Consider the following 22,700-nt stretch of genomic DNA (forward strand, 5'->3'; position numbering starts at 1 on the left):
GGCGGCGAGGCCGGCGACCGCGAGGGCCGCGGCGAGCAGGGCCGCGAGCGGGGACCTGCGGGCGGGGCGGGCGGGGCGGCGGGGCCGGGGTGGTGGGTCGATGACACTCATCGGGCAGCTCCTCGTGCGGTCCGGGTCGCGGACACACCGCTTTGGCATGCTCTCGGCAAGATAGCGGACCCCGGTGGCATTTTTGAAGGAAGCTGCTCGAAGTAGTCTCCGTGCACGCAGTTTTGAGCATGCGACACCACGGCCCGGGGGGGGGAGCCGTGGCGGCGGCTTCCCGGCCCGGGCCGTGGTGCGGTTTCAGGCGGCGGTGACGCGGATCTTGGACTGGCCGTGGCCGAGCTTCTCCCAGTCGTCCATGAACCGGGCCTTGAGGCCGTGCCGGGCGGCCAGGTCGACGAGGGTCTGGGTGCGGTAGTAGAAGTCCTCGCGCAGGACCTGGTGTTCGGTGCCCTCGGTGCGGTCGAAGGTGAAGTCGAAGCGGCCACCCGGCGCCAGGACCCGTTCCACGTGGGCGAGGCACTCGTCGATGATCGACAGCGGTGAGTGGGAGAACACGCTGTGCGCGTGCACCACGTCGAAGTGACGGTCGGGCAGGAAGTCGAGGGTCAGGTCCTGGGTGATGGTCAGGTGCGGCAACTTGGCCTGAAGTCCCCGGTCCGTCAGCGTGCGCTTGGCGGCGATGAGGATGTCGGGCGAGATGTCCATGCCGTAGTAGTGACCCGGCTCCAGGTGGTCGATGAAGCGCCAGCCCGCCCGCAGGTTCCCGCACCCGATGTCGAGCATCCGGTGGCGCGGGGCGAGCCCGTGCTCCAAAAGGTAGTCGAACTGCATCTTCCCGAGGGCCAGCCAGCGGTCGTGGGTCTGGCTGCCGACCGCGGCCTCCGGGTTGCGGCCGGTGTCGGAGGCCATGACCGCCCGGTAGTAACCCACGTGGTCCGGGTGCTTGAAGCGCAGCCAGCTGTCGCGCGCGGCCCGCTTGACGTACGGGGCGATGCGGGTCGGGTTGCTCAGCGCGTAACGGACCTTGTGACCGACGCTCGCGCGGTCGGCGGTGAGGTTCTTCTTCGTTGCCATGAGGGGTCCCCCCTGGGATGCGGACGGAAGGTGAACTGGACGGTGCGGGGTGGTACGGGGCCGCCGCGGCGGGTCGGACCGCGGCGGCCGTCAGGTGATGCGGCGGCGTCAGGCGATGCGGCGGCGCAGCAGGGCGACGGTGACCGTGAGGAGCAGGACGGCGCCGCCCGCGTAGAGGGCCGTGTCGATCCACTGGAACGTCCAGAAGTCGTTGCTGGGGTAGACCTTGTGGTACCGGGCGACGAAGTCGTGCTCGGCCATGCACCGCCGAAGCTCCTCCCCCGAGGTCTGGCAGACGTTCCAGATGGAGTGCTCGCGCCCGTCGGGCGTCAGATAGCCGAACTCCCCGGTCGACCAGGCGCTGCCGACGGGCCGCTTGGGCGTCATGCCGGGGGTGATCCGGGTCTCGGGGTCGATCCAGCTGCGGCGGAAGTAGGTCACGAACGTCATGACCGTGCCGATCGCCAGCAGGGCCGCGCCCATGGCGGGCAGCACCCGGCGCACCAGCAGGCCCGCGAGGGTGCCGACGCTGAGCGCGAAGAGGGCGCAGGCCACGGAGGCCGGGCCGGTGGCGTTGTAGATGGGGGCGTCGTGCCAGTAGGGGCCGTCGAGGGTGTTGGCAATGGGTGCCCACCACCAGGCGACGAGGGCCGCGACGGCCGTCGAGGCGAGCAGGGTGAAGAGGGCCGCGAGGCCGAAACGGGCGGCGAACCAGCGGCGCGGGCCGACCCCTTGGGTGAGGGCGGGCTTGATCGTGCCGGTCTCCAGCTCCCGGCCGATGAGCGGGGCGCCCCAGAACACTCCGATGAGGGCGGGCAGTGCGATGCCGAGGGTGCCGAGCGCGCGGATTCCGGTGACGTTGCCGTCCATGATCTGGAAGGTGGCGAGGCTCTCGCAGCCGCCGTTCCATCCCGGACAGGGCACCCATCCTGTGGCATCGATCAGCGACATCATCTCGGAGCGCCGGTAGACCACCCAGGCCGCGCAGGCGACCAGCACGGCGGCGCCGCCCAGGATCATCAGCCGCTGCTGGCGCCAGGCCAGCCAGAGGACACCCTTCACGCTGCGGCCTCCTCGGTGGCAGGGGCGGTGGTCACGGGGTTCGCGGGGGTCGCGGCGCCGCGCAGGTGTGCGAGCAACAGGGTTTCCAGGGAGGGGGTTTCGGCGATCCAGCGTGCGTCGGTCCCCGCGGGCAGCGGGGCGCCGGGCGCCGTACGGACCAGGGCGGTGACCTGACGGCCGCTGACGGCGCAGTGCACGACCGCCCCGCGGTCGAAGGCGCGGGGCAGTCCGTCCTCCTCCATCGGGTCGGCGCGGCCGGTGAGCCAGGTGTGCCCGTCGCAGAGCTCCTGGATGTCGCCCGCGAGGCGGGGGACTCCGCCCGCGAGGAGCAGCACGCGGTCGCAGACCTCGTCCAGTTCGGCCAGGACGTGCGAGGACATCACGATGGTCGTGCCGCGCTCGGCGGCCTCGGCCATGAGCAGGGACATCACCTCGTGACGGGCGAGCGGGTCGAGGTCGGCGAGCGGCTCGTCCAGCAGGAGCAGGTCGGCGCGCTTGCCGAGGACCAGGGCCAGCGCGACCCTGGTGCGGCTGCCGCCCGAGAGGGCGCCGACGCGGGCGTCCAGGGGGATGTCCCCGGCCCGTACGAGGCGTTCGGCGACGGCCTGGTCCCAGTGGCCCGGGTTCAGCATGCGGCCCAGGCGCAGGGTGTCGGCGACGGTGAAGCGGGCGTGCAGCGGCTTCTCCTGCGCGAGGAACGCGGTGCGGCGGCGGGCCTCGGCGGTGCCGGGGGCGTGGCCGAAGACGCGTATCTGCCCGCTGCCGGGGCGGATCAGCCCGGCGCCTAGCTGGAGCAGGGTGCTCTTGCCGGCCCCGTTGGGGCCGACGAGGGCGATGATGTGCCCGGCGGGCAGCTCGACGTCGCACGCGTGCAGGGCCGGCCGGCCTCCGTACGCCCGTCCGAGCCGCGTTGCCCGTAGTGCCGGCGCGTGGGTCGGGTCACTCACGCCGTGTCCTCTCTCGACGGTCCGGGCAGGGGCCCGGAGTTGTTGAAGCTGTCCTCCACGGCAGCCGTGATCAGCGCCGTGATGTCCTCCCGGTCCAGGCCCGCCTCGCGCGCCCGGACCATCCAGGCGGCCAGGGCGGTCCGCAGCGGGGAGTCCGCCGCCGCCTCGGGGCGGGACAGGGACCGGCGCACGAAGGTGCCCGCGCCGGGGCGCGGCTCCACGAGCCCTTCGCGCTCCAGCTCCCGGTACGCCTTGAGGACGGTGTTGGGGTTGATCGCGGTGGCCGCGACCACTTCACGGGCTGTCGGCAGCCGGTCCCCCGGTTCCAGCACGCCCAGGCGCAGCGCCTGCTTGACCTGGGTCACGAGCTGCAGGTAGGTGGCGACGCCGCTGCGCCGGTCGACCCGGAATTCCATCCCTCCACCTCATTCCACTAACACGTTAGTGGAATAGTGCAGAGTGATCGCGGGCGCGTCAAACCGGGCGTCGAAGGGAGCGGCGGAGGCGGAGTATGACCGAACGGTCACAGGTTCGAACCGGGGGAACGCGCAGGGTGCGCAGTACATCTAGGTGATCGGCGGGCCGGAAGACGGCCGTGCCGATGGCGATGACGACTACGGCGAGAACCGGCCGGGCCGGGTGTGAGCAGCAAGGTGGGGCGCTGGATGAAGGCGGAGACGGTGACGGAGCGGACGGACCCGGAGGGCGTGCCGGGTGCCCTGCGGGCGGCTGGGGGGGACGGTGTGACCGAACCCGGCACCCTTCGGGAAACACCGGACGAGACCCCGGCGGACCCCGCCGGGGCCACCGAGGCCGATACCGATGCGGATGCGAAGGAGGCCGGTGCCGGCCCTGCCGCCGACGCGGCCCCGGCCGGGCGGGAACGGCCTGCCGCCACACGGCGGACCGACGGCGACGGCCCGTCGGAGCAGACCCCCGAGTGGCCGGATCGGGACGGCGACGACCATGATGACGCGGATGCCGACGGCCACGCCGCGAACACGGCGTCCGCGCAGTCCGACGGGACCGCCACCGAGGGTGGCCCCGCTGACGGGGAACCCGCCCGTACGCGGAGGCCGGCCCCTTCCTGGGCCGGGACCGGAACGAAGGCGGCGGCGCCCGCCCCGCAGGACGGCGACGGGACCACGGAGCCGGAGAGCGGCGGCGGTTCGGCATCCGACGACTCGGCGAGCACCCCGGCGACCGCCACCGAAGACGACCACGAGGACCGGGAACCCGCAGGGCCCACCCCGGACCGGCCGCTGAACCCGGCTCCGAAGGCGGCCCCCGCGCGGGCCGGCGACGGCGGCGAGGAGCCCGAGGCCGAAGCCGCCACCGCCTCGGACGTCCCGGCAGACGAGCGGCCCACCGGGCCCGGCCCGGCCGGGTCCCGGAACGACACGGCCACCTCTGTCCCGCAGGGCGACGGCCCGGCCGGCCCGCGGTCCCAAGCCGGGGAAACGGCTGCCGGAGCGCCCGACGGCGCGAAGGGCACATCGGCCGCCCCCGCCCGGCCGGAACCCGGCGACGGCGACGGCGACGGCGACAGCGAGTCCGCGGACCGGCTGTCGACACCCGCGGACGGCACGGAAGAAGCCTCCGACCGCCCCGCACGGGACGGGAGCGGCGCCGAGGACGCGGCACCCGCCACGGCCCGCGACGCCGGCCCGGAGACACCCGAGGGCGGGAAGCCCGCCACGGCCGGCGGCACCCGGAAGCCGGACGCGAAGGCCACCGCCACCGCCACCGCCACCGCCCCGAAGGCCCACGCCCCCGCCCGGCGGGCAGAGGCGGACGCGGAGAGCGACGCCGAGCGGACCAGTCAGTTCGTCGCGCTCAAGGAGCTCGGGGCCGCGGCCGGGTCCGGGTCCGGAGCCGTGGCCGCGCCCGCGCCCGCGCCCAAGGCCCCCGAGCCGCCCCGGCCGCAGCAGCCCGCCGGGCCGGAGGTGACGCGGGAGGCGCCGCTGCCTCCGCTCGACCTGCTGGCCGAGCTGACCAACACCGCTCCCCCGCCGGAGACCCCCCGCCGCACCCTCACCCGCCGGGTCAAGGTGTGGACTCCGATCGTGCTGCTGCTCGGCGGCGCCGTCATCGGCGCGCAGCTGCTGCGCCCGCTGCCCGCCCCCCGGCTGGCCGGCGGCGATTCCTCCCACACCCTGGAGGGGAACACCACGATCCCGTGGCCGGCCAAGGGCCAGGGGGCCGTCCGCGTGCCCGGCTCCGGCGACATCGCCACCTTCGGCGAGCAGAAGCCGGTGCCGACGGCCAGCGTGGCCAAGGTGATGACGGCGTACGTGATCCTCAAGGGCCACCCCCTGCGCAAGAACGACCCCGGCCCCCTCATCGAGGTGGACGCGACGGCCGTGGCCGATGGCAACGCCGAGCACGAGTCACGTATCGAGGGGCTCACGGCCGGGACGAAGTTCAGCCAGCTGGACATGCTCAAGATGCTGATGATCCCGTCGGCCAACAACATCGCTCGCCTGCTGGCCCGTTGGGACACCGGATCCAGCACCCCGGATGCCTTCGTCGCGAAGATGAACACCGCGGCGAAGGAGCTCGGGATGAACGACACCACGTACACGGACCCCAGCGGCCTGGACGCCCGCACCGTGAGTACCGCGGCCGACCAACTGAAGCTCGCCGACGCGGTGATGAAGGAGGAGGCGTTCCGCGCGGTGGTCGCCCTGTCGCAGGAGAACATCAAGGGCCTGACCAAACCGCTCATCAACAACAATGGCAGCCTGCTCCTCACCTCCGGCCTGAGCATCAAGGGCATCAAGACCGGTTCGAGCACCCCCGCCGGCGGCACCCTGATGTGGGCCGCCTACAAGACGGTCGGGGAACAGACCCCGCTGATCCTGGGCACGCTGATGGACCAGCACGCGGACGGGCCGGACGTGGACGGCGCGGACAGCCTGGTTCTGGTCAAGGAGAACAGCCGCAAGGTCATCGAGGCCGTCCGCGCGGCGCTCGCCGAGGCCCCGGCCGTGCGCAAGGGGCAGTTGGTGGGCTACGTCGACGACGGGCTCGGCGGCAGGACCCCGCTGGTGGCTGCGAAGGACCTCTCCGTGATCGGCGTACCGGGGCAGCAACTGCGGCTCTCGCTCGGCGCGGGCGACAAGTCCCTGCCGCACGGGGCGAAGGCGGGCACCGAGGTCGGCGTGCTGACCGTCGGCGACGGGGACGGCGCGAGGACCGTCCCGGTGGCGGTGGGCAAGGACCTGGTGGAGCCGTCGTTCGGCGCACGGGTGACCCGGCTGTCCTGACGGCGCCTCCCTCGTGGTTGCATGGCGGCATGGACGTCCGGCGCCGTGAACCCCGTGACCTCGGCGCGTGCGCCCGCGTACTCGCCGAGGTCCACCGCACCGACGGCTATCCCGTGGACTGGCCGGAGCGGCCCGAGGGGTGGCTGTCGCCGCCGGCGCTCCTCGACGCCTGGGTGGCCGAGCACGAAGGGGTGACGGCCGGCCATGTCGTGCTGTCCCGGGGCGAGCCGGACGACGCCGCGCCCGCACTGCTGTGCCGACGGGACGGAGTGCCCGTCGAGGCCGTGGCCGTGGTCGGGCGGCTCTTCGTCGCCCCGACCGCACGGGGGCTGGGGGCCGGCGCCCTGCTGATGGCACGGGCCGGGCGCGAGGCGCGGGCGCGCGGGCTGCGTCCCGTGCTCGACGTGGTGGCCTCCGACACGGCGGCCGTCGCCCTCTACGACCGCCTCGGCTGGAGCCCGCTGGGGAGCGTCGAGCAGCGCTGGGGCCCCGGGCGCACGGTGACCGTGCGGTGCTACGCCGCCCCCGCGTGAAAAGCGCTGCTACGCCGCCCCCCGCATGAGGGTCGCCGCTACGCGTTCGCGATGACCAGCAGGGTGCGGGCCGCCGAGCCGCCCTCCGGCAGTGAGCAGCGGTGCGGCACGTCGCCCCGGTGGTGGGCGCTGCGGCCCGCCCGCAGCAACAGGGGCTCCTCACCCTCGACTTCGAGCAGGACCTCGCCCTCCAGTACGTAGAGGAAGTCCTCGCCGGGGTGCGCGAACCAGCCGCGCTCGCCCCGGCCGGGCTCGAAGTGGTGCTCGTAGGCCTCCATCAGGCCGCTGCGTCCGCCCGGGATGAGCACCCGCGCCACCTGTCCGGCGGCCTCGCTCACCCTGATCACCTGCGGGTCGCTCTCGTGGCTGACGACTCCGGGGCGCTCCGGGCGGCGCAGGAAGGTGCCGGGCGTGACGTCGAGGGCCTCGGCGATGCGGTAGATCGAGCTCAGGCTGGGGGTGGCCAGTCCGCGTTCCAGTTGGCTGAGGAAGGGCTGGGAGAGACCCGAGCGGGTGGCGAGCACGGCCATGGACACGCGGCGCGCGGTGCGGCACTCGCGGATCGCCCGGCCGACCTCCAGCGCTTCGGGTGTGGGTTCGGGTCGAGACACGCAGGTGAACGTATCCCATCGCCCGCGCGGGCCCGGGTGGACCCGGACGGTTTCACACCGCCGCAACACCCCGTTGATAAGCATGGTCAATTATTGACCTCACTTATCAACCCACCCAGGAGTCGTCCCGTGCAAGCCTCCCCCTCCCCCGCCGGCCGGGCCCTCGGCCGGCTCGGCCCGGCCCTGGGCGCGGCCGGTGCCGTCCTCGCGCTCTGGTACCTGCTCGCCCGGTCCGGTGCGGTGGCCCCGGGACTGCTGCCCTCCCCCGCCGACACCGCGGCGGCCCTGGCGGCCAGTGCCCGCGAGGGGACCCTGGCCACCGACGTCGGCGCCAGCCTGGCCCGCGCGGGGCAGGGTTTCGCGCTGGGGGCGGTGATCGGCGGCGCCCTCGGCTTCGCGACGGGGTACCTGCCCCGGCTGTCGGCCGCCGTCACGCCGGTGGTCTCCTTCCTCCGCCCGATCCCGGCCGTCGCACTGGTGCCGCTCGCGACCGCCTGGTTCGGCATCGGCGAGAACGCCAAGCGGCTGCTGATCGCCTACGCCGTCCTCCTCGCGGTCTGGCTCTACGTGCACGACGGGGTCTCGCGCGTACCGGTGTCGCACCTGCGGGCCGCCCGCTCGCTGGGGGCGCCCCTGCACCGGCGGTTCACCGAGGTCCTGCTGCCCGCCGCCGCGCCGGCGCTGCTGGCCGCCCTGCGCTACGGGGCCTCCGTGGCCCTGCTGGCGCTGGTCGCCGCCGAACTGGGCGGCGCGGACAGCGGGTTGGCGTACCGGCTGCAGGTGGACGGCCAGTTCCTGCGGGTGGACCGGATGTTCGCGGGGCTGCTGGTCCTCGGGCTGCTGGGCGTGGCCGCCGACCTGCTGCTGGCCGCCGTCGGGCGTCGCTGGGTGCACTGGAGCGCGTCATGAGCCTGGAGGTACGGCTGGAGGGACTGTCGGTCGGGTACGGGGCCGCGCCGGTGTTGCGGCCGACGGACCTGGTGTTCCCCGCGGGGTCGTTCACGGCGCTGCTCGGGCCGAGCGGCTGCGGGAAGTCCACGGTGCTGAACACGGTCGCCGGTTTCGTGCGGCCCGCGACGGGACGGGTGACGGCGGGCGGCACCGAGGTGACGGGGCCGGGCCCGGACCGGGGCGTGGTCTTCCAGCACTACGCGCTCTTCCCCTGGCGCACGGCCCGCGGCAACGTCGAGTTCGCCCTCAAGCGGCTCGGACTGCCGCGTGCGCAGCGGCGCGAACTGGCCCTGGCCGCGCTCGCCGAGGTCGGGCTGGCGGACGGCGCCGAGAAGTACCCGGCGCAGTTGTCCGGCGGGATGCAGCAGCGGGTGGCCCTGGCGCGGGCGCTGGCCGCGCGGCCGGAGGTCCTGCTGATGGACGAGCCGTTCGGGGCCCTGGACGCGCTGACGCGGACGCGGATGCAGGCACTGCTGCGCGAGCTGTGGGAGCGCAGCGGCACCACCGTGCTGTTCGTGACGCACGACATCGACGAGGCGCTCGCCCTGGCCGGGCGGGTGGTCGTCCTCGGGGGCTCCCCGGGCCGGGTCCTCGCGGACCACCCGGTCCCTCCGGGCCCCCCGGACCCGGCCCTGCGCGAGAGCGTCGCGGCCCACCTCACCACCCCCTGACACCCGATCCCCGATCCCCCGGAAGGAACCCACCATGCCCAGACCCCGCGCGCTGGTCGGCGTACTGCTGGCCGCTCTGCTGCCCCTCCTCGCCACCGCCTGCACCGAAGGCGGGGCCGGGGGCGGCGCCGCGCACGGCGCCGGACGGCGCGCCGTGACCCTGGCCGGCAGCGACCAGCTGGCGGCCGCCCCCGTGTACCTCGCGCAGGAGCGCTCGCTCTGGGCCGCCGAGGGCCTCGACGCCACCGTGACCACCCTGCCCACGGGCCGCGACGCGCTGAACGCCGTCCTCGGCGGCCAGGCGCGGTTCGGCGTCGTGGGCGACCTGCCCGCGGTCACGGCCGCGCTCGGCGGGCGCGACGTACGGATCGTGGCCGACCTGTCCCGCTTCTCGGACTGGCGCCTGCTCACCCGCACCGACCGCGCCGTCACCGGTTTCGGCGCGCTCAAGGGGCTCAAGGTCGGGGTCCCGCAGGGCACGAACGTCGAGTACGCCCTGTCCCGGATGCTCGCCTCCGCCGGGCTGACCGCGGCGGACGTGACGGTGGTCAACCTGGCCCCGAACCAGGTCGCCCCCGCCCTCGCCCGCGGTGACGTCGACGCCGGCGTCACCTTCCCCAGCTTCTACGACGCCGCCCGCACCGCCCTCGGCAGCCGTTACGCCGAGCTCCCCTTCACGGGCTACACCGCCCACACCCTCCTCGTCGCGGGCCCCTCGGCGGGTGACGAGGAGACCACCGCCGTCCTGCGCACGGTGCTCGGCGCGCAGCGTGCCGCGGCCGCCGATCCGGCCGCGGCGCGGGCGGCCGTGGTGGCCCAGTCCAAGGGCGCACTCCGGTCCGGGTACGTCGAGGTCTTCCAGCCCCGCTACGCGTACGGGGCGAACCTGACGCCCGAGCTGCTCGCCGACCTGTCGGACGAGGCGGCCTGGGCGAAGGCGGCCCAGTCCCTGCCGGGCGCCGCCGACCGGTCCGCACTGTCGGCCCGGCTGCGACCCGGCCCGCTCCGGGCGGCCGATCCGGCCGCCGTCACGGTCACCACCCCCTGAACCGGCCCCCGTACGGCCCACCCACCCCATCCCACCCCGGAAGGACCTCCATGAGCGTCGACCAGAACACCCTGCGCCGCCGCGGCACCGGCCTGCGCGCCCACGATCCGCAGCGGAGCTTCGGCGGCTACACCCTCTACACCCCGATCACCGGCGACGGCCGGATCCACCTCGTCGACATCGACGGCCGGACCGCCCACACCTGGAACTCCCCGCACCCGCCCGGCCGTCAGGCGCAGCTGCTCCCGGGAGGCACCCTCTTCTACGCGGCCAAGGACACAACCGGCCCGAGCCTCTTCCCCATCTGGGACGTCTACCACGGCGGCATCTTCCAGGAACTCGCCCCGGACTCCACCGTGCTGCGCGAGGTCCGCCACCCCTTCCACCACCACGACGCCTCCGTCCTGCGCAACGGCAACCTGCTGATCACCGTCGTGGAGCCGCTGTCACCGGCGGACGCGGCCCGGATCCGCGGCGGCATCCCCGGCTCGGAGGCACCGGGCGGGGTGATCTACGGGGACGTGGTGTACGAGCTGACCTGGGAGGGCGAGACGGTCTGGCGCTGGGCTGCGATCGAGCACCTCGACCCGGAGGAGGTCCCGCTGAACCCGCACTTCGCCCGCGAGCACTGGCCGATGGCCAACACCGTCAACGAACTCGCCGACGGCGGGATCGTGGTGGGCTTCCGCAGCGCGTCGACGACGGTGGCCGTGGACCGCGCCGACGGGTCCGTACGCTGGCGGATCGGCCCCGACGTCCTCGCCCAGCAGCACCACCCGCACGAGCTGCCGGGCGGCACCATCCTGGTGTTCGACAACGGGACCTACCGCGACACCACGTCCGTGCCGTACTCGCGGGTGCTGGAGCTCGACCCGACGACGGGCGAGCAGGTGTGGTCGTACGAGGACAATCCGCCGCAGAACTTCTACAGCCCCTACATGTCCAGCGCCCAGCGCCTGCCCAACGGCAACACCTTCATCGCCGAGGGCTCCTTCGGGCGGCTCTTCGAGGTGACCCCCGAGGGGGACGTGGTCTGGGAGTTCGTCGTCCCCGAGTTCGGCTCGTTCGACCGCGGCACGGGCCTGGAGTCCTCGCGCGGCGCGCAGAACTCCGTCTTCCGCGCCTACCGCTACGGGGCGGACCAGATCCCCTGGCTCTGACGCACGGCAGGGCCCGGCCCGCCCCGTACGACCGGGGGCGGGCCGGGCCCGTACGGCGCGCCGGGTCAGTTGTTGGAGCCGACGGTGTTGTCCCTGCCCGCGTTGAAGATGTCGTCGGCGGCGAACTGGAACCAGTTGCCGAAGACGAGGTTGTACTGGCTGCCTTCCGGGACGGTCACGTTCACGTCGGCGCTCGCGGCGCCGGCACCGGCGAGCACGATGGCGGCGGTGGCGAGGACGGCGAATGCGGAACGGACAGATCGCATGGATGCACCTTTCGGGAGGAAGGGGGTACGCCCCGAAGGTAGGCGGACGAACTGCCCGTGTCCCGGCGGCGTTCCGCTGCGGTGCGAGTCCTATCCGAATGGCGGAGTCCCAGGGTCCGGTGCCCGGACGACGCACCCCGGATCCGCGCCACGCAGCCGAACGGACGGCCTGATTCCAACGGTCGTTTCCAGCCACCCGAATCACGCCCCACAGTCGGCACACAGTCATCCCACAGCAACTTCACAGCCACCGCACAGCAGTCCCACGACTGTTTCACGGCTGCTCCACAGCCGCGCGGACCGCGTACCGATGCCGCTGCGGGGCGGGTGGGCGCCGACGCCCCAAAGCGGGCGGTGGCCGGAAGCCGACCCGGGCGGATGAACAGCGCCCTACGCGCTGGTAACTTGCGGGAGTTGATCAAGGCTGGGGCCCGGTTCTCGGTGCCGCCCGGCCGGAGCCACCCCCATTCAAGGAACCACATTGGCACGCACCGTCCGCACGGCGGCCCTCACCCTCGCAGTCTCGCTCTCCTCCTTCGCCCTGCTGTCCGCCGCCCCGGCGTACGCCGACTCCCCCACCCCGCACCTGGACGCGGTGGAGCAGACCCTGCGCCAGGTCTCCCCCGGGCTGGAGGGCTCGGTCTGGGAGCGCACCGCCGGTAACCGCCTCGGCGCTTCCGCCCCCGGCGGTTCCGACTGGCTGCTGCAGAGCCCCGGCTGCTGGGGCGACCCGTCCTGCGCCGACCGCCCCGGCTCCCGCCGGCTGCTGGAGAAGACGCGCGAGGACATCGCGCAGGCCCGCCAGAGCGTGGACATATCCACCCTGGCCCCCTTCCCCAACGGCGGGTTCCAGGACGCGATCGTGGCCGGCCTGAAGGAGGCGGCACAGAAGGGCAACCGCCTCCAGGTGCGCATCCTGGTCGGCGCCGCGCCGATCTACCACGCCAATGTGATCCCGTCCTCGTACCGCGACGAGATGGTGGCCAAGCTGGGGCCCGCGGCGGCGAACATCACGCTCAACGTGGCGTCGATGACGACCTCGAAGACCGGTTTCTCCTGGAACCACTCCAAGCTGGTCGTGGTGGACGGCGGTTCGGTGATCACCGGTGGCATCAACAGCTGGAAGGACGACTACCTCGACACCGCCCACCCGGTGAACGACGTCGACCTCGCCCTGTCCGGTCCGGCGGCGGGCTCGGCCGGCCGCTACCTCGACACCCTGTGGGACTGGACCTGCCGCAACAAGAGCAGCTGGGCCAGCGTCTGGTTCGCGTCCTCCGACAACGCGGGCTGCATGCCCACCCTGCCCCGCCCCGCGGCCCCGGCCGGCGGCGGCGACGTCCCGGCCCTGGCGGTCGGCGGCCTCGGCGTCGGCATCCGGCAGAGCGACCCGGCCTCGGCGTTCAAGCCCGTCCTGCCGACGGCCACCGACACCAAGTGCGTCATCGGGGTGCACGACAACACCAACGCCGACCGGGACTACGACACGGTCAACCCGGAGGAGAGCGCGCTGCGGGCGCTGGTCGCGAGCGCGACCGGGCACATCGAGATCTCCCAGCAGGACCTGAACGCGACCTGCCCGCCGCTGCCCCGCTACGACATCCGGCTCTACGACGCCCTCGCCGCGAAGCTGGCGGCCGGGGTGAAGGTGCGCATCGTCGTCAGCGACCCGGCGAACCGGGGCGCGGTCGGCAGTGGCGGCTACTCCCAGATCAAGTCGCTGTCCGAGGTGAGCGACGTGCTGCGGGGCCGCCTCCAGGCCCTCACCGGCGACGCGGGCCGGGCGAAGGCCGCGATGTGCGACGGTCTGCAGCTGGCGACGTTCCGCGCCTCGGACAAGGCGACGTGGGCGGACGGCAAGCCGTACGCCCAGCACCACAAGCTGGTCTCGGTGGACGACTCGGCCTTCTACATCGGCTCGAAGAACCTGTACCCGTCCTGGCTGCAGGACTTCGGCTACGTCGTCGAGAGCCCGGCCGCCGCGAAGCAGCTGGCGGACGGCCTGCTCGCCCCGCAGTGGAAGTACTCGCAGGCGACCGCCACGTACGACTACGCGCGCGGCATCTGCCAGGGCTGACGCCCGGGCGGCGGGGCGCCCCGGGTCAGCGCTTGCGCTGGGCCGGGGTGCCCACGAGGAGCGCCTCGGAGACGAGGCGGACGCCCCGGGAGAGCCGGCCGAGCTGTTCGAGCTCGATGGCGTACATCCTGATCGTGTTCTCGATCACGGACTCGGCGACGCCCATCATCGGCAGCTCGGCCCGGCTGGTGTGCAGGGCCACGCGCACCGCGCGCATCTCGTGCTGCAGCTGGAGCTGGACGTGGCGGGCGAGCAGGGCATGGTGACGGGTCAGCGTCAGATAGCTGCCGTAGCGGGCCGGGAGCAGGTCCCGCAGCCAGCGGGTGGCGCTGCGCTCCCAGTCGTACGAGCCGGGGGACTTCACCTGGAGGGGCCAGTCCGGGCTGCGCGTGAGGGTGGCCGTCTGGGACATTCTCGTCACTTCCGAGTGGTGGTCGAAGCACTGATCGAGACACTGCGTAGGGGGGCGGCCTCGGCCCAGGGGTTGACCGAGGCCGCCAGGGGGGCGCTCCGCCGGATCCGAAAGCCCTGACCCGTCACCCGGTCGCGCCGTGAGGAGGAGCGGCGTACTGGGTGGCTGTTCGAAGAGGACGTGGGGTCGCCCTCCCTGGCATCTGGTGGATCCGGAACGCCGCCGTCAGTAAACATATATACCGTCGAGTACGCAAGGGTATGAAAAATTTCATACATGGCCGGGCGCTGAATATCCGCCTGCCGGAAGGGGTCCCCCGAGGCCTCCGCAGAGCCCGCTAGAGGAAGAATCCGTGCTGGTCAGCGACCTGCTCGTACTGTTCGAGCCGCGCCTGGGTCCGCTCGGGATCGGCGTCGGCCATCGCCTGGAGCAGGGCGGCGGAGAGCATGCCGGGAGCCGCGTACGAGTCGAAGACCAACCGGGATCCAGTGCCGGCCGTCAGCACCACGTCGGCCTCCTCCACCAGCGGGCCGAGCGTGGGGTCGGTGATCAGCACCACCCGCAGGCCGGTGCTGCGGGCCGCCCGCAGGGCCGCCAGGGTCTCATTGGCGTGCCGGGGCATGGCGAAGGCGATCACCCAGCTGCCGCCGGCCGCCCGGGACTGGAGCAGGGCGTCGTACGCCACGCTGCCACCCCGGGTCACCACGCGGACGTCGGGGTGGATGCGGCGGGCGGCGTAGGCGAAGTATTCGGCGAGGGACACCGAGATCCGCAGGCCCAGGACCGTCAGGGGGACCGACTGGGCCAGGTCCCGGCCGATCTCCAGCACCCGGTTGGTGTCGGCGAGCAGCCTGCGCACGCTCTCCAGGTTCTCGATCTCGGCGTCGACTGCGGCCTGGAGCTCGTTGTGGCGGATCTGCTCGCGGCTGTCGGGGGTGCCGGCGACCGCACTCAGCGCCATCGGCTGGAGCACGTCACGCAGCGCGGGATAGCCGCTGAATCCGAGCGAGGCGGCGAAACGGGTCACGGAGGGCTGGCTGACGCCGACGCGCTCGGCGAGCTCGGTGATGGAGAGGAACGCGGCCTCGGTGAGGTGGTCGATCAGGTACTGGGCGATCCGCCGCTGGCCCGGGGAAAGCCGGTGGCCGTCGAAGAGCGCGAGCAGCCGGTCGGCCGGCGGCTTCTCCCGCTCCTGCGGGACCGTGCCCGGCGTGATCGCGGCCGCCTGTGCGCGCGCCTGCTGCCCCGATGACACCGGAGGGCCTCCTTCTCACGTCACTCTTCTTCCAACATAGCCCACGCTCCGTGGCCGGTTGATCATTGTGCCGTGCGGGGCCGTCCCGTCCGCGGACGGGACGGCCCCTGTCCCTCCGGTCCCGTCAGGCCTCGGACCGGGGCCGTCCGGGCCGGCCCGAGCCCCGGGTCAGGGAGTACCCGTAGATGCCCGCGAGGGCGCCGAGGATCCCTCCGGCGGCGGTCCACAGCCAGCGGTCGGACCACCAGCCGCCGGACCAGCCGTCCTCGGGCGCGCGCGCCGCGCGCTGCTGCTCGGAGGCGCCCGTGATGCCCGGGACCAGGGGTTCGGCCAGGGCCGCGTCCACCGCCGTGGCGCCGCCCATCTCCTTGATCTCGGCCTCGACCTGGGCCCGTACGGGCAGGCCCAGGTCCTCCTCGGGGAGCCCGGCCACCGTCAGGCGGACGTAGTAGCTGCCCGGCAGGGGGTCGTTGGACCAGGCCTCGGCCCCGGAGCGGACCGTGCGCAGCACGCAGTCGAGCTCCACGGTGGCGGCCTCCCGGGCCGCCGCGGCGGTCTGGGTTCCGTAGGTGCAGGCCTGGCGGCGGCGCAGCCCGTCGTAGACGTCGAGGCGCCAGGTGGAGGCGCCGTGCCGGGCGGCGGACTCCGGGAGGGTCACCGAGGCCCGTACGGTGGCCCGTTGGCCCGCGTCCACGGGCAGGACCCAGTACAGGTAGTCGCCGGTCGAGCCGGCGGCGGTGGCCTTCTGGCCCGGACGGAACGCGGTCGCCGTGCGGAAGCCGGTGCCGGCCTCGGTGGGACCCTCGCCCTTCTGGCCCGCGCTCGGCGTGGGGCTCGGGGCGGCGGTGGCGGCTGACGCCGGGGCGAGGAGGGCGGCCCCCGCCAGCAGGGCAGCCGTCAGGGTGCGTACGGTACGCATCAGTTGGTCCTCCAGACGGAGATGCGCCAGCGCGAGATCCAGCCCCAGACCAGCCCCGCGAGCAGACCGGTGAGCACCAGCAGGCCCAGCAGCCACCAGCCCCGGCCGAGGCCGAAGGAGGCCACGTCGGAGGGCTCGTCCGGGCCGTCGACCAGGTCGATGGTCAGCTCGACGGGCATGCCGGGCGCGGTCTTGACGGCCGGGCCGGCGGAGAAGGAGTTGCTGACCTGGAGGCAGACGGTCTCGGGGGTCTCCGAGGCGTCCCCGTCCAGGGGGGCCTTCGGGTAGCGCAGGCCGGTGGAGACGACGTCGGTCCGGCCGTCGCCGGCCTCGGAACCGCGGACGATCTCCCGCCCGTGGACGGTGGACGCGCGCAGCAGGACGCCGTAGTCGTTGTTGACGGCGCGGTCGGCGCCGATGCTGACCGAGGCGCGCAGTTCCTGTCCGGGGCGGACGTCGACGCGGTACCAGCGGTGCTCGCCGAAGGTCTCGCGGTCGCTGTAGAGGCCGGCCTTCAACTGCGGGGCGCCTTCGCACTGCTTGGCGCCCTCGGTGGCCACCGGGGTGACCACGGGGTCGGCGGCGCGGTCGACCAGTTGTCTGACCCTGCCGGAGAGTTCGGCGGTGTGCGCCACCGAGGTGTACGTGCCCCCGGTGGCCTCCGCGATGCAGGTGAGCTGGGCGCGGGTCTTGGCGTCGGGGACGAGGCCGAGGGTGTCGACGACGAGGTGGATGCCCTTGGCCGCGATGTCGCGGGCCACTTCGCACGGGTCGAGCGGGGCGCAGGTGTCCTCGCCGTCGGTGATGAGCACGATGCGGCGGGTGGCGTTGCCCCCGTCGAGGTCCTGGGCGGCGGCCTGCAGGGCGGGGCCGATCGGCGTCCAGCCGGTGGGGGCGAGGGTGGCGACGGCGGTCTTCGCCTCGGTGCGGTTGACCGTGCCGACGGGGTAGAGCTGCTTGGTGTCCTTGCAGCCCAGCGCCCGGTCCTCACCGGGGTAGGTGGCCCCCAGGGTCCTTATGCCGAGCCGGACTTCGTCGGGCACCGCGTCCAGGACCTCGTTGAAGGCCTGTTTGGCGGCGGCCATCCGGGACTGGCCGTCGATGTCGTTCGCGCGCATCGATCCACTGACGTCGAGCACCAGCTCGACCTTGGGGGGCTCTTTCGCGGGTCCGTCGGCGGCGACGGCGTTCGTGGGCAGGAGCCCCGCGGTCAAGGCGACGAACAGGCCGCAGGCCCCGGCCGCCAGCCGTTTTCTTGTGATCATCGCCGGATCGTATTGAGGATCCGACGGCAAACCAAAACGTCGCCCGGCGGGCGGCGTTCACCCGTGGGGCGGCCCGGTACGGCGGCCGGACCGCCCCCGGACCGCCCCCGGACCGCCGGTGCGGGGCGCGGGCTACCAGCGCACCGGGAGGCCGCTCACCCCGCGCATCAGACTGCCGGGCAGCCACTGCGGGGGCCCGCCGGCCGGGTCCTCGGCCAGGTCGGGGAAGCGCTCCAGCAGGCCGCGCACGGCGATCCGGCCCTCCATGCGGGCCAGCGGGGCGCCGATGCAGAAGTGCAGCCCGTGTCCGAAGGCGAGGTGGCCCTGTGGGGCCCGGTGGATGTCGAAGACGTCCGGGTCGGCGAAGCGGCCGGGGTCGCGGTCGGCCCCGGCCAGCGAGGCGAGCACGACGGCTCCGGCGGGGATGACCACACCGCCGAGTTCCACGTCGGTGGCGGCGTAGCGGTAGGTGGAGTTCTGGACGGGGCCGTCGTAGCGGAGCATCTCCTCCACCGCCCCGTCGAGCAGCTTGTCGGGGTCGGCGCGGAGCTCGGCCAGCTGGGCGGGGTGGGCCAGCAGGGCGCGGACGCCGTTGGAGATGAGGTTGACGGTGGTCTCGTGGCCGGCGACCAGCAGCAGGAAGGCCATCCCGATCAGCTCGTCGGGCGAGAGCGAGTCGCCGTCCTCGTCGCGGGTGCGGATCAGGGCGCTGAGCAGGTCGTCGCCCGGGTGGTCGGCCTTCTGCGCGACGAGCTCGGCGAGGTAGCCGCTCAGGTGCCGGTGGGCCTCGTTGCCGACGGTGCCCGGCAGCGGGGTGACGACCTCGTTCGACCAGTAGCGGAAGCGGTCGCGGTCGAGGTCGGGGACGCCCAGGAGCTCGCAGATCACCGTCATCGGCAGCGGGAAGGCCAGCGCCCCGACCAGGTCGGCGGTGCGCTCGGGGCGGGCGGCCATGGCGTCGAGGAGCTCGCCGGTGGTCCGTTCGACGAGCGGGCGCATCGCCTGGACCCGGCGGCCGGTGAACTCGCGGGCCACCAGGCGGCGCAGCCGGGTGTGCCGGGGCGGATCGGATTCCAGCATGTTGGAGTTGGCCGGGGTGGGCTCCATGCCGGGGAAGGTCCCGGCGTTGCGCCAGTCCTTCAGCAGGGACGGGTGGCTCAGGGCCTGGCGGGCCTCCTCGTACCCGACGACGATCCAGCACGGGGCGTCGTCGGGCGAGCCGCCGCCGACCCGGTGGACCGGTCCGGCCGCGCGCAGCGCCGCGTAGAAGGAATAGGGGTCGGCGGCGAAGTCCTCGGCGCCTGAGCTGATGTCGACCACGGGCATTCGCTCACGGTACGACGGCCGACGGCCTGTGGAGACGGGCGGATCCGGCCACTTGTCGCGGGAGTGGCCGGTCCGCCGCGGCTCAGCCGTCCAGCCCCTCGGGGAGGCGGCCGGTGTGCAGCACGCCCAGGTGCTGGGTGGCGCGGGTGAGTGCCACGTAGAGGTCACTGGGCGGGAAGTCGGCCGGTTCGGCCACGATCACCGTGTCGAACTCCAGCCCCTTGGCCTGGCGCGGGTCGAGCAGCACGACGGGCCGCGTGAGGTCGGGCTCCTCCCCCGCCCGTACGCCGGGCAGGGCCGCGGCCAGCGCGGGGTGCAGGGGGCGGGGCGCGATCACGGCGAGGCGGCCCTCGGCCGGGGCGTCGGTGCGGACGGCCCCGGCGACGGCCCCCGGCAGGTCCCCGGTCTCGCGCACCCAGGGGCGCACGCCGGTGGAGCGCACCGAGCTCGGCGGTTCGAAGCCGGGGTGGTGGGCGCGCAGGACGGCGGCGGCGACCTCCATGATCTCTGCGGGCGTACGGTAGTTGACGGCGAGCCGGACGCGTTCCCAGCGCTCGCCCACGTACGGGTCCAGGATCTGGCTCCAGGAGCCGCAGCCCGCCTCGTCGCCGGTCTGGGCCGGGTCCCCGACGAGGGTCATGGAGCGGGTGGGACAGCGGCGCATCAGCAGGCGCCAGGCCATCTCGGACAGCTCCTGTGCCTCGTCGACGATGACGTGGCCGAAGGCCCAGGTGCGGTCGGCGGCGGCGCGTTCGGCCGTGGTGCGGCGGTCGGCCTCCTCGTGGCGCTCGGCCATCCGTTCCGCGTCGATGATGTCGTGGGCGGCGAGGTATTCGTTCTCCATGTCCTCGAACTCGTAGGACTCGGAGCCCTGGGAGAGGTCCAGGACGCCCTGGGCGTAGTCGATGCGCTCCAGCCGGGCCCGCTCGGCGGCGGCGCGTTCGGCGCTGTCGTCGGTCCCGAGCAGTTCCGCGGCCTCGTCGAGGAGCGGGACGTCGGCCGGGGTCCACTCCCCCGCGGGCCGGCGGATCAGGTCGGCGTCCGCCTCGGCGAGGTGGGAGGGTTCGGCGAGGAACTCGGTGACCAGCTCCTGCGGGGTGAGGGGCGGCCAGAGGCTGTCGATGGCGGCGTGCACGTCGGCGCTGGTGGCGATCTCCTTGCCGAGCTGGGCGGCGTCGTCGGGGCCGAGCAGGTTCGGGCCGCCGTAGGGGTCGGCGCCGAGCCGGTCGACGAGCTGTGCGGTGAGGGCGTCGATGACGGCGAACGCGAAGTAGGGGCGGGCCAGGTTGTGCGGCAGGGCGGTGGCGCGGGCCCGGTCGCGCGCGGCGTGGGCCATCGTCCGGTCGAGCAGGAGCGTCCCGTAGTCCTCGTGGTCGATCTCCAGGGCCGGCTCCGGAACCGTGTCGCTGTCCTCGCCGCTGCCCTCGGGCACTCCCTCGGGGAGGGTCTGGCGGTCGGCGACGACCCGGGCGAGGACTTCGGCCATGGCGGCGCGGCCCTTGACCTCGGCGGCTCCGGGGCGGTCGGTGCCGGTGGCGCGGACGCCGGGGAAGAGGTCGCCCGGGGAGGACAGGAGCACCCCGGTCTCACCGAGGGAGGGCAGCACCTCGCCGATGTAGCCGAGGAAGGCGGGGTTCGGGCCGACGATCAGTACGCCGCGCCGGGCGAGGAGCTCGCGGTGCTCGTACAGGAGGAAGGCGGCACGGTGCAGGGCGACGGCGGTCTTTCCGGTGCCGGGGCCGCCCTCGACGACCAGGACGCCGCGGTGGGAGGAGCGGATGATCCCGTCCTGTTCGGCCTGGATGGTCTGCACGATGTCGTGCATGCGGCCGGTGCGGGCGGCGTCGAGGGCGGCGAGCAGTACGGCGTCCGCGTCGGCGCCCTCGTAACCGGTGCGTTCGGTGTCGGCGAGGTCGAGGATCTCGTCGTGCAGGGCGGTCACCTCCCGCCCCCGGGTGGTGATGTGCCGGCGGCGGCGCAGCCCCATCGGGACATACCCGGTGGCGAGGTAGAAGGGGCGGGCCGTCTCGGCGCGCCAGTCGAGTACGAGGGGCGTGCGTTCGGCGTCGTCCTGCCTGATTCCGATCCGGCCGATGTGGTGGTCGCGGCCGTCCGAGAATTCCAGCCTGCCGAAACAGAGACCGTGTTCGGCGGCGTTCAGCGCGGCGAGTAGACCGGACTGTTCGGCGACGGCCACGTCGCGCTCCAGCCGTTCCTGAAATCCGTTGCCGCCCTGGCGCAGCGCCGCCCGGACGGCGTGATCGGCCCGGTCCCGCAGATCTTCGAGGCGCGCGTACAGCTCGGTGACGAATCGCTGCTCACTCTGAAATGCGATGTTTGACAATTCCACTCCCGGCGCGATACGATGCCTCTATGCGGCTCAGCTGTGCCCTGAAATAATAGGGCGTGAACCGTTGAATATACGCTCATGCATGCCCCGGACGCCAATTCGTCCGGGGCATTTCCTGTATTCCGGGGCAGGTGCATCGCGGGGGTGTGCCGTCCCGGGGCCGGAGCGGCTCGCGGCCGTCCGGGGCTACCGGCCCGAGGTCGGCCGGGTCCAGGTTTCGAGGTCGCCGAAGGCGGCCGTGAAGTTCCCCAGCATCGGGCGCAGGTGCTCCTTGTCCAGCGCGACCGGGCCGTCGGTGTGCGCGCCGCCGGGGACCGTGATGTAGCGGTGCAGGGCGCCGCGTCCGGAGTCGGTGACCATGCGGTGGTAGACGTCGGTCCGGGCGGTGTTCGAGCTGCCAGCGGACGAGGTAGCCTCCCGCGGACAGGCCCGCGGCGTAGGTGAAGCGCGGGGTGCGGCCGTAGTGCCGGTCCGCCACCCGCTTCGCGGCGACGGTGAGTTCGGTGAACCTGCGGTGCCATTCCATGATGGCGTCGCCGGGACGCTCCCCGTCCTTGTAGATCTCCTCGCCGGTGTGCGGGTCCTGGTCGTCGACGACCAGGACCTCGTGCGCGAGGGCATCACCGCACTGCTGGGCATCCAGCCGGGCGTCGAGGTGGCGGGCAGTGCCCGCGACGGGGTCGAGGCCGTGGAGCTGGCGGTGCTGTGCCGGCCCGACGTGGTGCTGATGGACGTACGGATGCCCGGCACGGACGGGGTGGCCGCGACGGCGCTGCTGCGCCGCAGGCTGCCGGGGTGCCGGATCGTGATGCCGACGACCTTCAACGACGACGAGTACGTCGGCCGGGCCCTGCGCGCGGGGGCGGTCGGCTACCTGCTGAAGAACCTGCCGGCCGCCGAACTGGCCCGCGCCGTGCGCCTCGCGCACGCGGGCGTCGCCCAGTTCGACCAGACGGTCGTCGCCGCGCTGGCCGCCGGGCTTCCCGCCCCGGACCTGCTCACCCCCCGGGAGACCGAGGTGCTGCGGCTGATCTCCGCCGGCGCGACGAACAAGGAGATCGCCGCCCGCCTCTACCTCAGCGAGGGCACCGTCAAGAACCACATCTCCCGCCTCCTGGGCCGGCTGGGGCTGCGCGACCGCACCCAGGCCGCCCTGTACGCCCGGGACAACGGGCTGGTGCGAACCGGGCCGAGGGGAAGAACCGGCACCGCGTGCGGGCGGCGTCCCGTCGGCGGCCCCCGGGAAACACACTCGCGCGGTACGAGGCGATTCGTCCCGGTTCTTCTAGCATGGGCCGTCCCGACCCGGCGGTTGCCACCGAGGAGACGCATGCCCCGAGCAGCACACCGGTCCGCCGTACGATCCGCCGTACTGTCCGCGGGCGTCCTCGTCTGCGCGCTGACCGTGGCGGCCTCGGCCGCCGTCCCGGCGGCGGCCGCCGCCGACGGGCCGCGCCGGCCCCCGGCGCACGACGGCGGCCGGGGGGACGCGCAC

General features: G+C 73.6%; 21 protein-coding genes. 8 read left to right on the plus strand and 13 right to left on the minus strand.

Translation table 11 applies throughout. The annotated features are described in order from the left end of the window. Positions 1-306: 306 nt before the first annotated feature. From ACEPPI_RS32840 to ACEPPI_RS32855, 4 genes are all read right to left on the minus strand, one after another. Complete coding sequence (locus ACEPPI_RS32840) at positions 307-1,083, minus strand: class I SAM-dependent methyltransferase (protein ID WP_373918913.1); 777 nt, start codon at positions 1,081-1,083, stop codon at positions 307-309. Positions 1,084-1,191: 108 nt separating this feature from the next. Beyond that, positions 1,192-2,145, minus strand: coding sequence for an ABC transporter permease (locus tag ACEPPI_RS32845; RefSeq protein WP_373918914.1), 954 nt, complete (start codon positions 2,143-2,145; stop codon positions 1,192-1,194). Beyond that, positions 2,142-3,092: an ABC transporter ATP-binding protein gene (locus tag ACEPPI_RS32850; protein ID WP_373918915.1), complete on the minus strand. Its 951-nt coding sequence runs from the start codon at positions 3,090-3,092 to the stop codon at positions 2,142-2,144. The genes ACEPPI_RS32845 and ACEPPI_RS32850 overlap by 4 nt, the downstream gene beginning before the upstream one ends. Continuing rightward, the gene (locus ACEPPI_RS32855; RefSeq protein ID WP_373918916.1) at positions 3,089-3,508 is read right to left on the minus strand and encodes a GntR family transcriptional regulator; all 420 of its coding nucleotides are present in this window, start codon (positions 3,506-3,508) and stop codon (positions 3,089-3,091) included. Before ACEPPI_RS32855 ends, ACEPPI_RS32850 begins: the two co-directional genes overlap by 4 nt. 249 nt (positions 3,509-3,757) lie before the next feature. Between ACEPPI_RS32855 and ACEPPI_RS32860 the strand changes: the two genes are divergently transcribed. Next, complete coding sequence (locus ACEPPI_RS32860; RefSeq protein WP_373918917.1) at positions 3,758-6,361, plus strand: serine hydrolase; 2,604 nt, start codon at positions 3,758-3,760, stop codon at positions 6,359-6,361. A gap of 29 nt (positions 6,362-6,390) precedes the next feature. After that, a complete protein-coding gene (locus tag ACEPPI_RS32865) occupies positions 6,391-6,894 on the plus strand; it encodes a GNAT family N-acetyltransferase (protein WP_373918918.1) in 504 nt (167 codons plus the stop codon). 38 nt (positions 6,895-6,932) lie between these two features. Here ACEPPI_RS32865 and ACEPPI_RS32870 read toward each other — a convergent pair whose 3' ends face one another. Further along, positions 6,933-7,505 carry a helix-turn-helix domain-containing protein gene (locus tag ACEPPI_RS32870; protein ID WP_373918919.1) on the minus strand — a complete coding sequence of 191 codons (573 nt, stop codon included), beginning with the start codon at positions 7,503-7,505 and terminating at the stop codon, positions 6,933-6,935. Between the two features lie 129 nt (positions 7,506-7,634). Here ACEPPI_RS32870 and ACEPPI_RS32875 point away from each other — a divergent pair, with 129 nt between their 5' ends. From ACEPPI_RS32875 to ACEPPI_RS32890, 4 genes are read left to right on the plus strand one after another with little or no spacing between them, the layout of a single operon-like run. After that, positions 7,635-8,414, plus strand: a complete 780-nt coding sequence (locus ACEPPI_RS32875; protein ID WP_373918921.1) for an ABC transporter permease — start codon at positions 7,635-7,637, stop codon at positions 8,412-8,414. Then, positions 8,411-9,127 (plus strand): ABC transporter ATP-binding protein, encoded by a 717-nt coding sequence (locus ACEPPI_RS32880; protein ID WP_373918922.1) that lies wholly within the window; start codon positions 8,411-8,413, stop codon positions 9,125-9,127. The genes ACEPPI_RS32875 and ACEPPI_RS32880 overlap by 4 nt, the downstream gene beginning before the upstream one ends. 34 nt (positions 9,128-9,161) lie before the next feature. Further along, positions 9,162-10,175, plus strand: coding sequence for an ABC transporter substrate-binding protein (locus tag ACEPPI_RS32885; protein ID WP_373918923.1), 1,014 nt, complete (start codon positions 9,162-9,164; stop codon positions 10,173-10,175). Between the two features lie 50 nt (positions 10,176-10,225). Further along, positions 10,226-11,335, plus strand: coding sequence for an aryl-sulfate sulfotransferase (locus ACEPPI_RS32890; RefSeq protein ID WP_373918925.1), 1,110 nt, complete (start codon positions 10,226-10,228; stop codon positions 11,333-11,335). Positions 11,336-11,400: 65 nt separating this feature from the next. On the opposite strand, the gene ACEPPI_RS32895 is transcribed toward ACEPPI_RS32890, so the two are convergent. Then, complete coding sequence (locus ACEPPI_RS32895) at positions 11,401-11,601, minus strand: hypothetical protein (RefSeq protein WP_373918926.1); 201 nt, start codon at positions 11,599-11,601, stop codon at positions 11,401-11,403. A 481-nt stretch (positions 11,602-12,082) separates the two neighbouring features. Here ACEPPI_RS32895 and ACEPPI_RS32900 point away from each other — a divergent pair, with 481 nt between their 5' ends. Then, positions 12,083-13,678: a phospholipase gene (locus tag ACEPPI_RS32900; protein ID WP_373918927.1), complete on the plus strand. Its 1,596-nt coding sequence runs from the start codon at positions 12,083-12,085 to the stop codon at positions 13,676-13,678. A gap of 25 nt (positions 13,679-13,703) precedes the next feature. Here ACEPPI_RS32900 and ACEPPI_RS32905 read toward each other — a convergent pair whose 3' ends face one another. The 7 genes from ACEPPI_RS32905 to ACEPPI_RS32935 form a co-directional block, all read right to left on the minus strand. Further along, positions 13,704-14,090 carry a hypothetical protein gene (locus tag ACEPPI_RS32905; protein ID WP_266836549.1) on the minus strand — a complete coding sequence of 129 codons (387 nt, stop codon included), beginning with the start codon at positions 14,088-14,090 and terminating at the stop codon, positions 13,704-13,706. A 337-nt stretch (positions 14,091-14,427) separates the two neighbouring features. Further along, positions 14,428-15,345: a MurR/RpiR family transcriptional regulator gene (locus tag ACEPPI_RS32910; protein ID WP_356212387.1), complete on the minus strand. Its 918-nt coding sequence runs from the start codon at positions 15,343-15,345 to the stop codon at positions 14,428-14,430. Positions 15,346-15,469: 124 nt separating this feature from the next. Continuing rightward, positions 15,470-16,264: a hypothetical protein gene (locus tag ACEPPI_RS32915; protein ID WP_266836553.1), complete on the minus strand. Its 795-nt coding sequence runs from the start codon at positions 16,262-16,264 to the stop codon at positions 15,470-15,472. Continuing rightward, entirely contained in the window at positions 16,264-17,529 is a 1,266-nt protein-coding gene (locus ACEPPI_RS32920; RefSeq protein ID WP_373918928.1) for a VWA domain-containing protein, read from the minus strand. Before ACEPPI_RS32920 ends, ACEPPI_RS32915 begins: the two co-directional genes overlap by 1 nt. Positions 17,530-17,661: 132 nt before the next feature. Continuing rightward, positions 17,662-18,855: a cytochrome P450 gene (locus ACEPPI_RS32925; RefSeq protein WP_373918929.1), complete on the minus strand. Its 1,194-nt coding sequence runs from the start codon at positions 18,853-18,855 to the stop codon at positions 17,662-17,664. Between the two features lie 82 nt (positions 18,856-18,937). Beyond that, positions 18,938-21,199 carry a helicase gene (locus ACEPPI_RS32930; protein WP_373918930.1) on the minus strand — a complete coding sequence of 754 codons (2,262 nt, stop codon included), beginning with the start codon at positions 21,197-21,199 and terminating at the stop codon, positions 18,938-18,940. Between the two features lie 192 nt (positions 21,200-21,391). Then, a complete protein-coding gene (locus tag ACEPPI_RS32935; protein ID WP_373918931.1) occupies positions 21,392-21,565 on the minus strand; it encodes a hypothetical protein in 174 nt (57 codons plus the stop codon). A 154-nt stretch (positions 21,566-21,719) separates the two neighbouring features. Here ACEPPI_RS32935 and ACEPPI_RS32940 point away from each other — a divergent pair. Next, a partial coding sequence (locus tag ACEPPI_RS32940; protein WP_373918932.1) for a response regulator occupies positions 21,720-22,700 on the plus strand: 981 nt, incomplete at its 3' end.

Source organism: Streptomyces sp. AB3(2024), from assembly GCF_041862025.1.
In the GTDB taxonomy this organism is placed as follows: Bacteria; Actinomycetota; Actinomycetes; order Streptomycetales; family Streptomycetaceae; genus Streptomyces.

Excerpts from the sequence above, each read along its gene's own strand:
- ACEPPI_RS32885 (WP_373918923.1), top strand. The coding sequence starts at position 9,162 with ATGCCCAGACCCCGCGCGCTGGTCGGCGTACTGCTGGCCGCTCTGCTG.
- ACEPPI_RS32890 (WP_373918925.1), top strand. The coding sequence starts at position 10,226 with ATGAGCGTCGACCAGAACACCCTGCGCCGCCGCGGCACCGGCCTGCGC.
- ACEPPI_RS32840 (WP_373918913.1), bottom strand. The coding sequence starts at position 1,083 with ATGGCAACGAAGAAGAACCTCACCGCCGACCGCGCGAGCGTCGGTCAC.
- ACEPPI_RS32865 (WP_373918918.1), top strand. The coding sequence starts at position 6,391 with ATGGACGTCCGGCGCCGTGAACCCCGTGACCTCGGCGCGTGCGCCCGC.
- ACEPPI_RS32905 (WP_266836549.1), bottom strand. The coding sequence starts at position 14,090 with ATGTCCCAGACGGCCACCCTCACGCGCAGCCCGGACTGGCCCCTCCAG.
- ACEPPI_RS32895 (WP_373918926.1), bottom strand. The coding sequence starts at position 11,601 with ATGCGATCTGTCCGTTCCGCATTCGCCGTCCTCGCCACCGCCGCCATC.
- ACEPPI_RS32880 (WP_373918922.1), top strand. The coding sequence starts at position 8,411 with ATGAGCCTGGAGGTACGGCTGGAGGGACTGTCGGTCGGGTACGGGGCC.
- ACEPPI_RS32860 (WP_373918917.1), top strand. The coding sequence starts at position 3,758 with ATGAAGGCGGAGACGGTGACGGAGCGGACGGACCCGGAGGGCGTGCCG.
- ACEPPI_RS32935 (WP_373918931.1), bottom strand. The coding sequence starts at position 21,565 with ATGGTCACCGACTCCGGACGCGGCGCCCTGCACCGCTACATCACGGTC.
- ACEPPI_RS32920 (WP_373918928.1), bottom strand. The coding sequence starts at position 17,529 with ATGATCACAAGAAAACGGCTGGCGGCCGGGGCCTGCGGCCTGTTCGTC.
- ACEPPI_RS32855 (WP_373918916.1), bottom strand. The coding sequence starts at position 3,508 with ATGGAATTCCGGGTCGACCGGCGCAGCGGCGTCGCCACCTACCTGCAG.
- ACEPPI_RS32925 (WP_373918929.1), bottom strand. The coding sequence starts at position 18,855 with ATGCCCGTGGTCGACATCAGCTCAGGCGCCGAGGACTTCGCCGCCGAC.
- ACEPPI_RS32915 (WP_266836553.1), bottom strand. The coding sequence starts at position 16,264 with ATGCGTACCGTACGCACCCTGACGGCTGCCCTGCTGGCGGGGGCCGCC.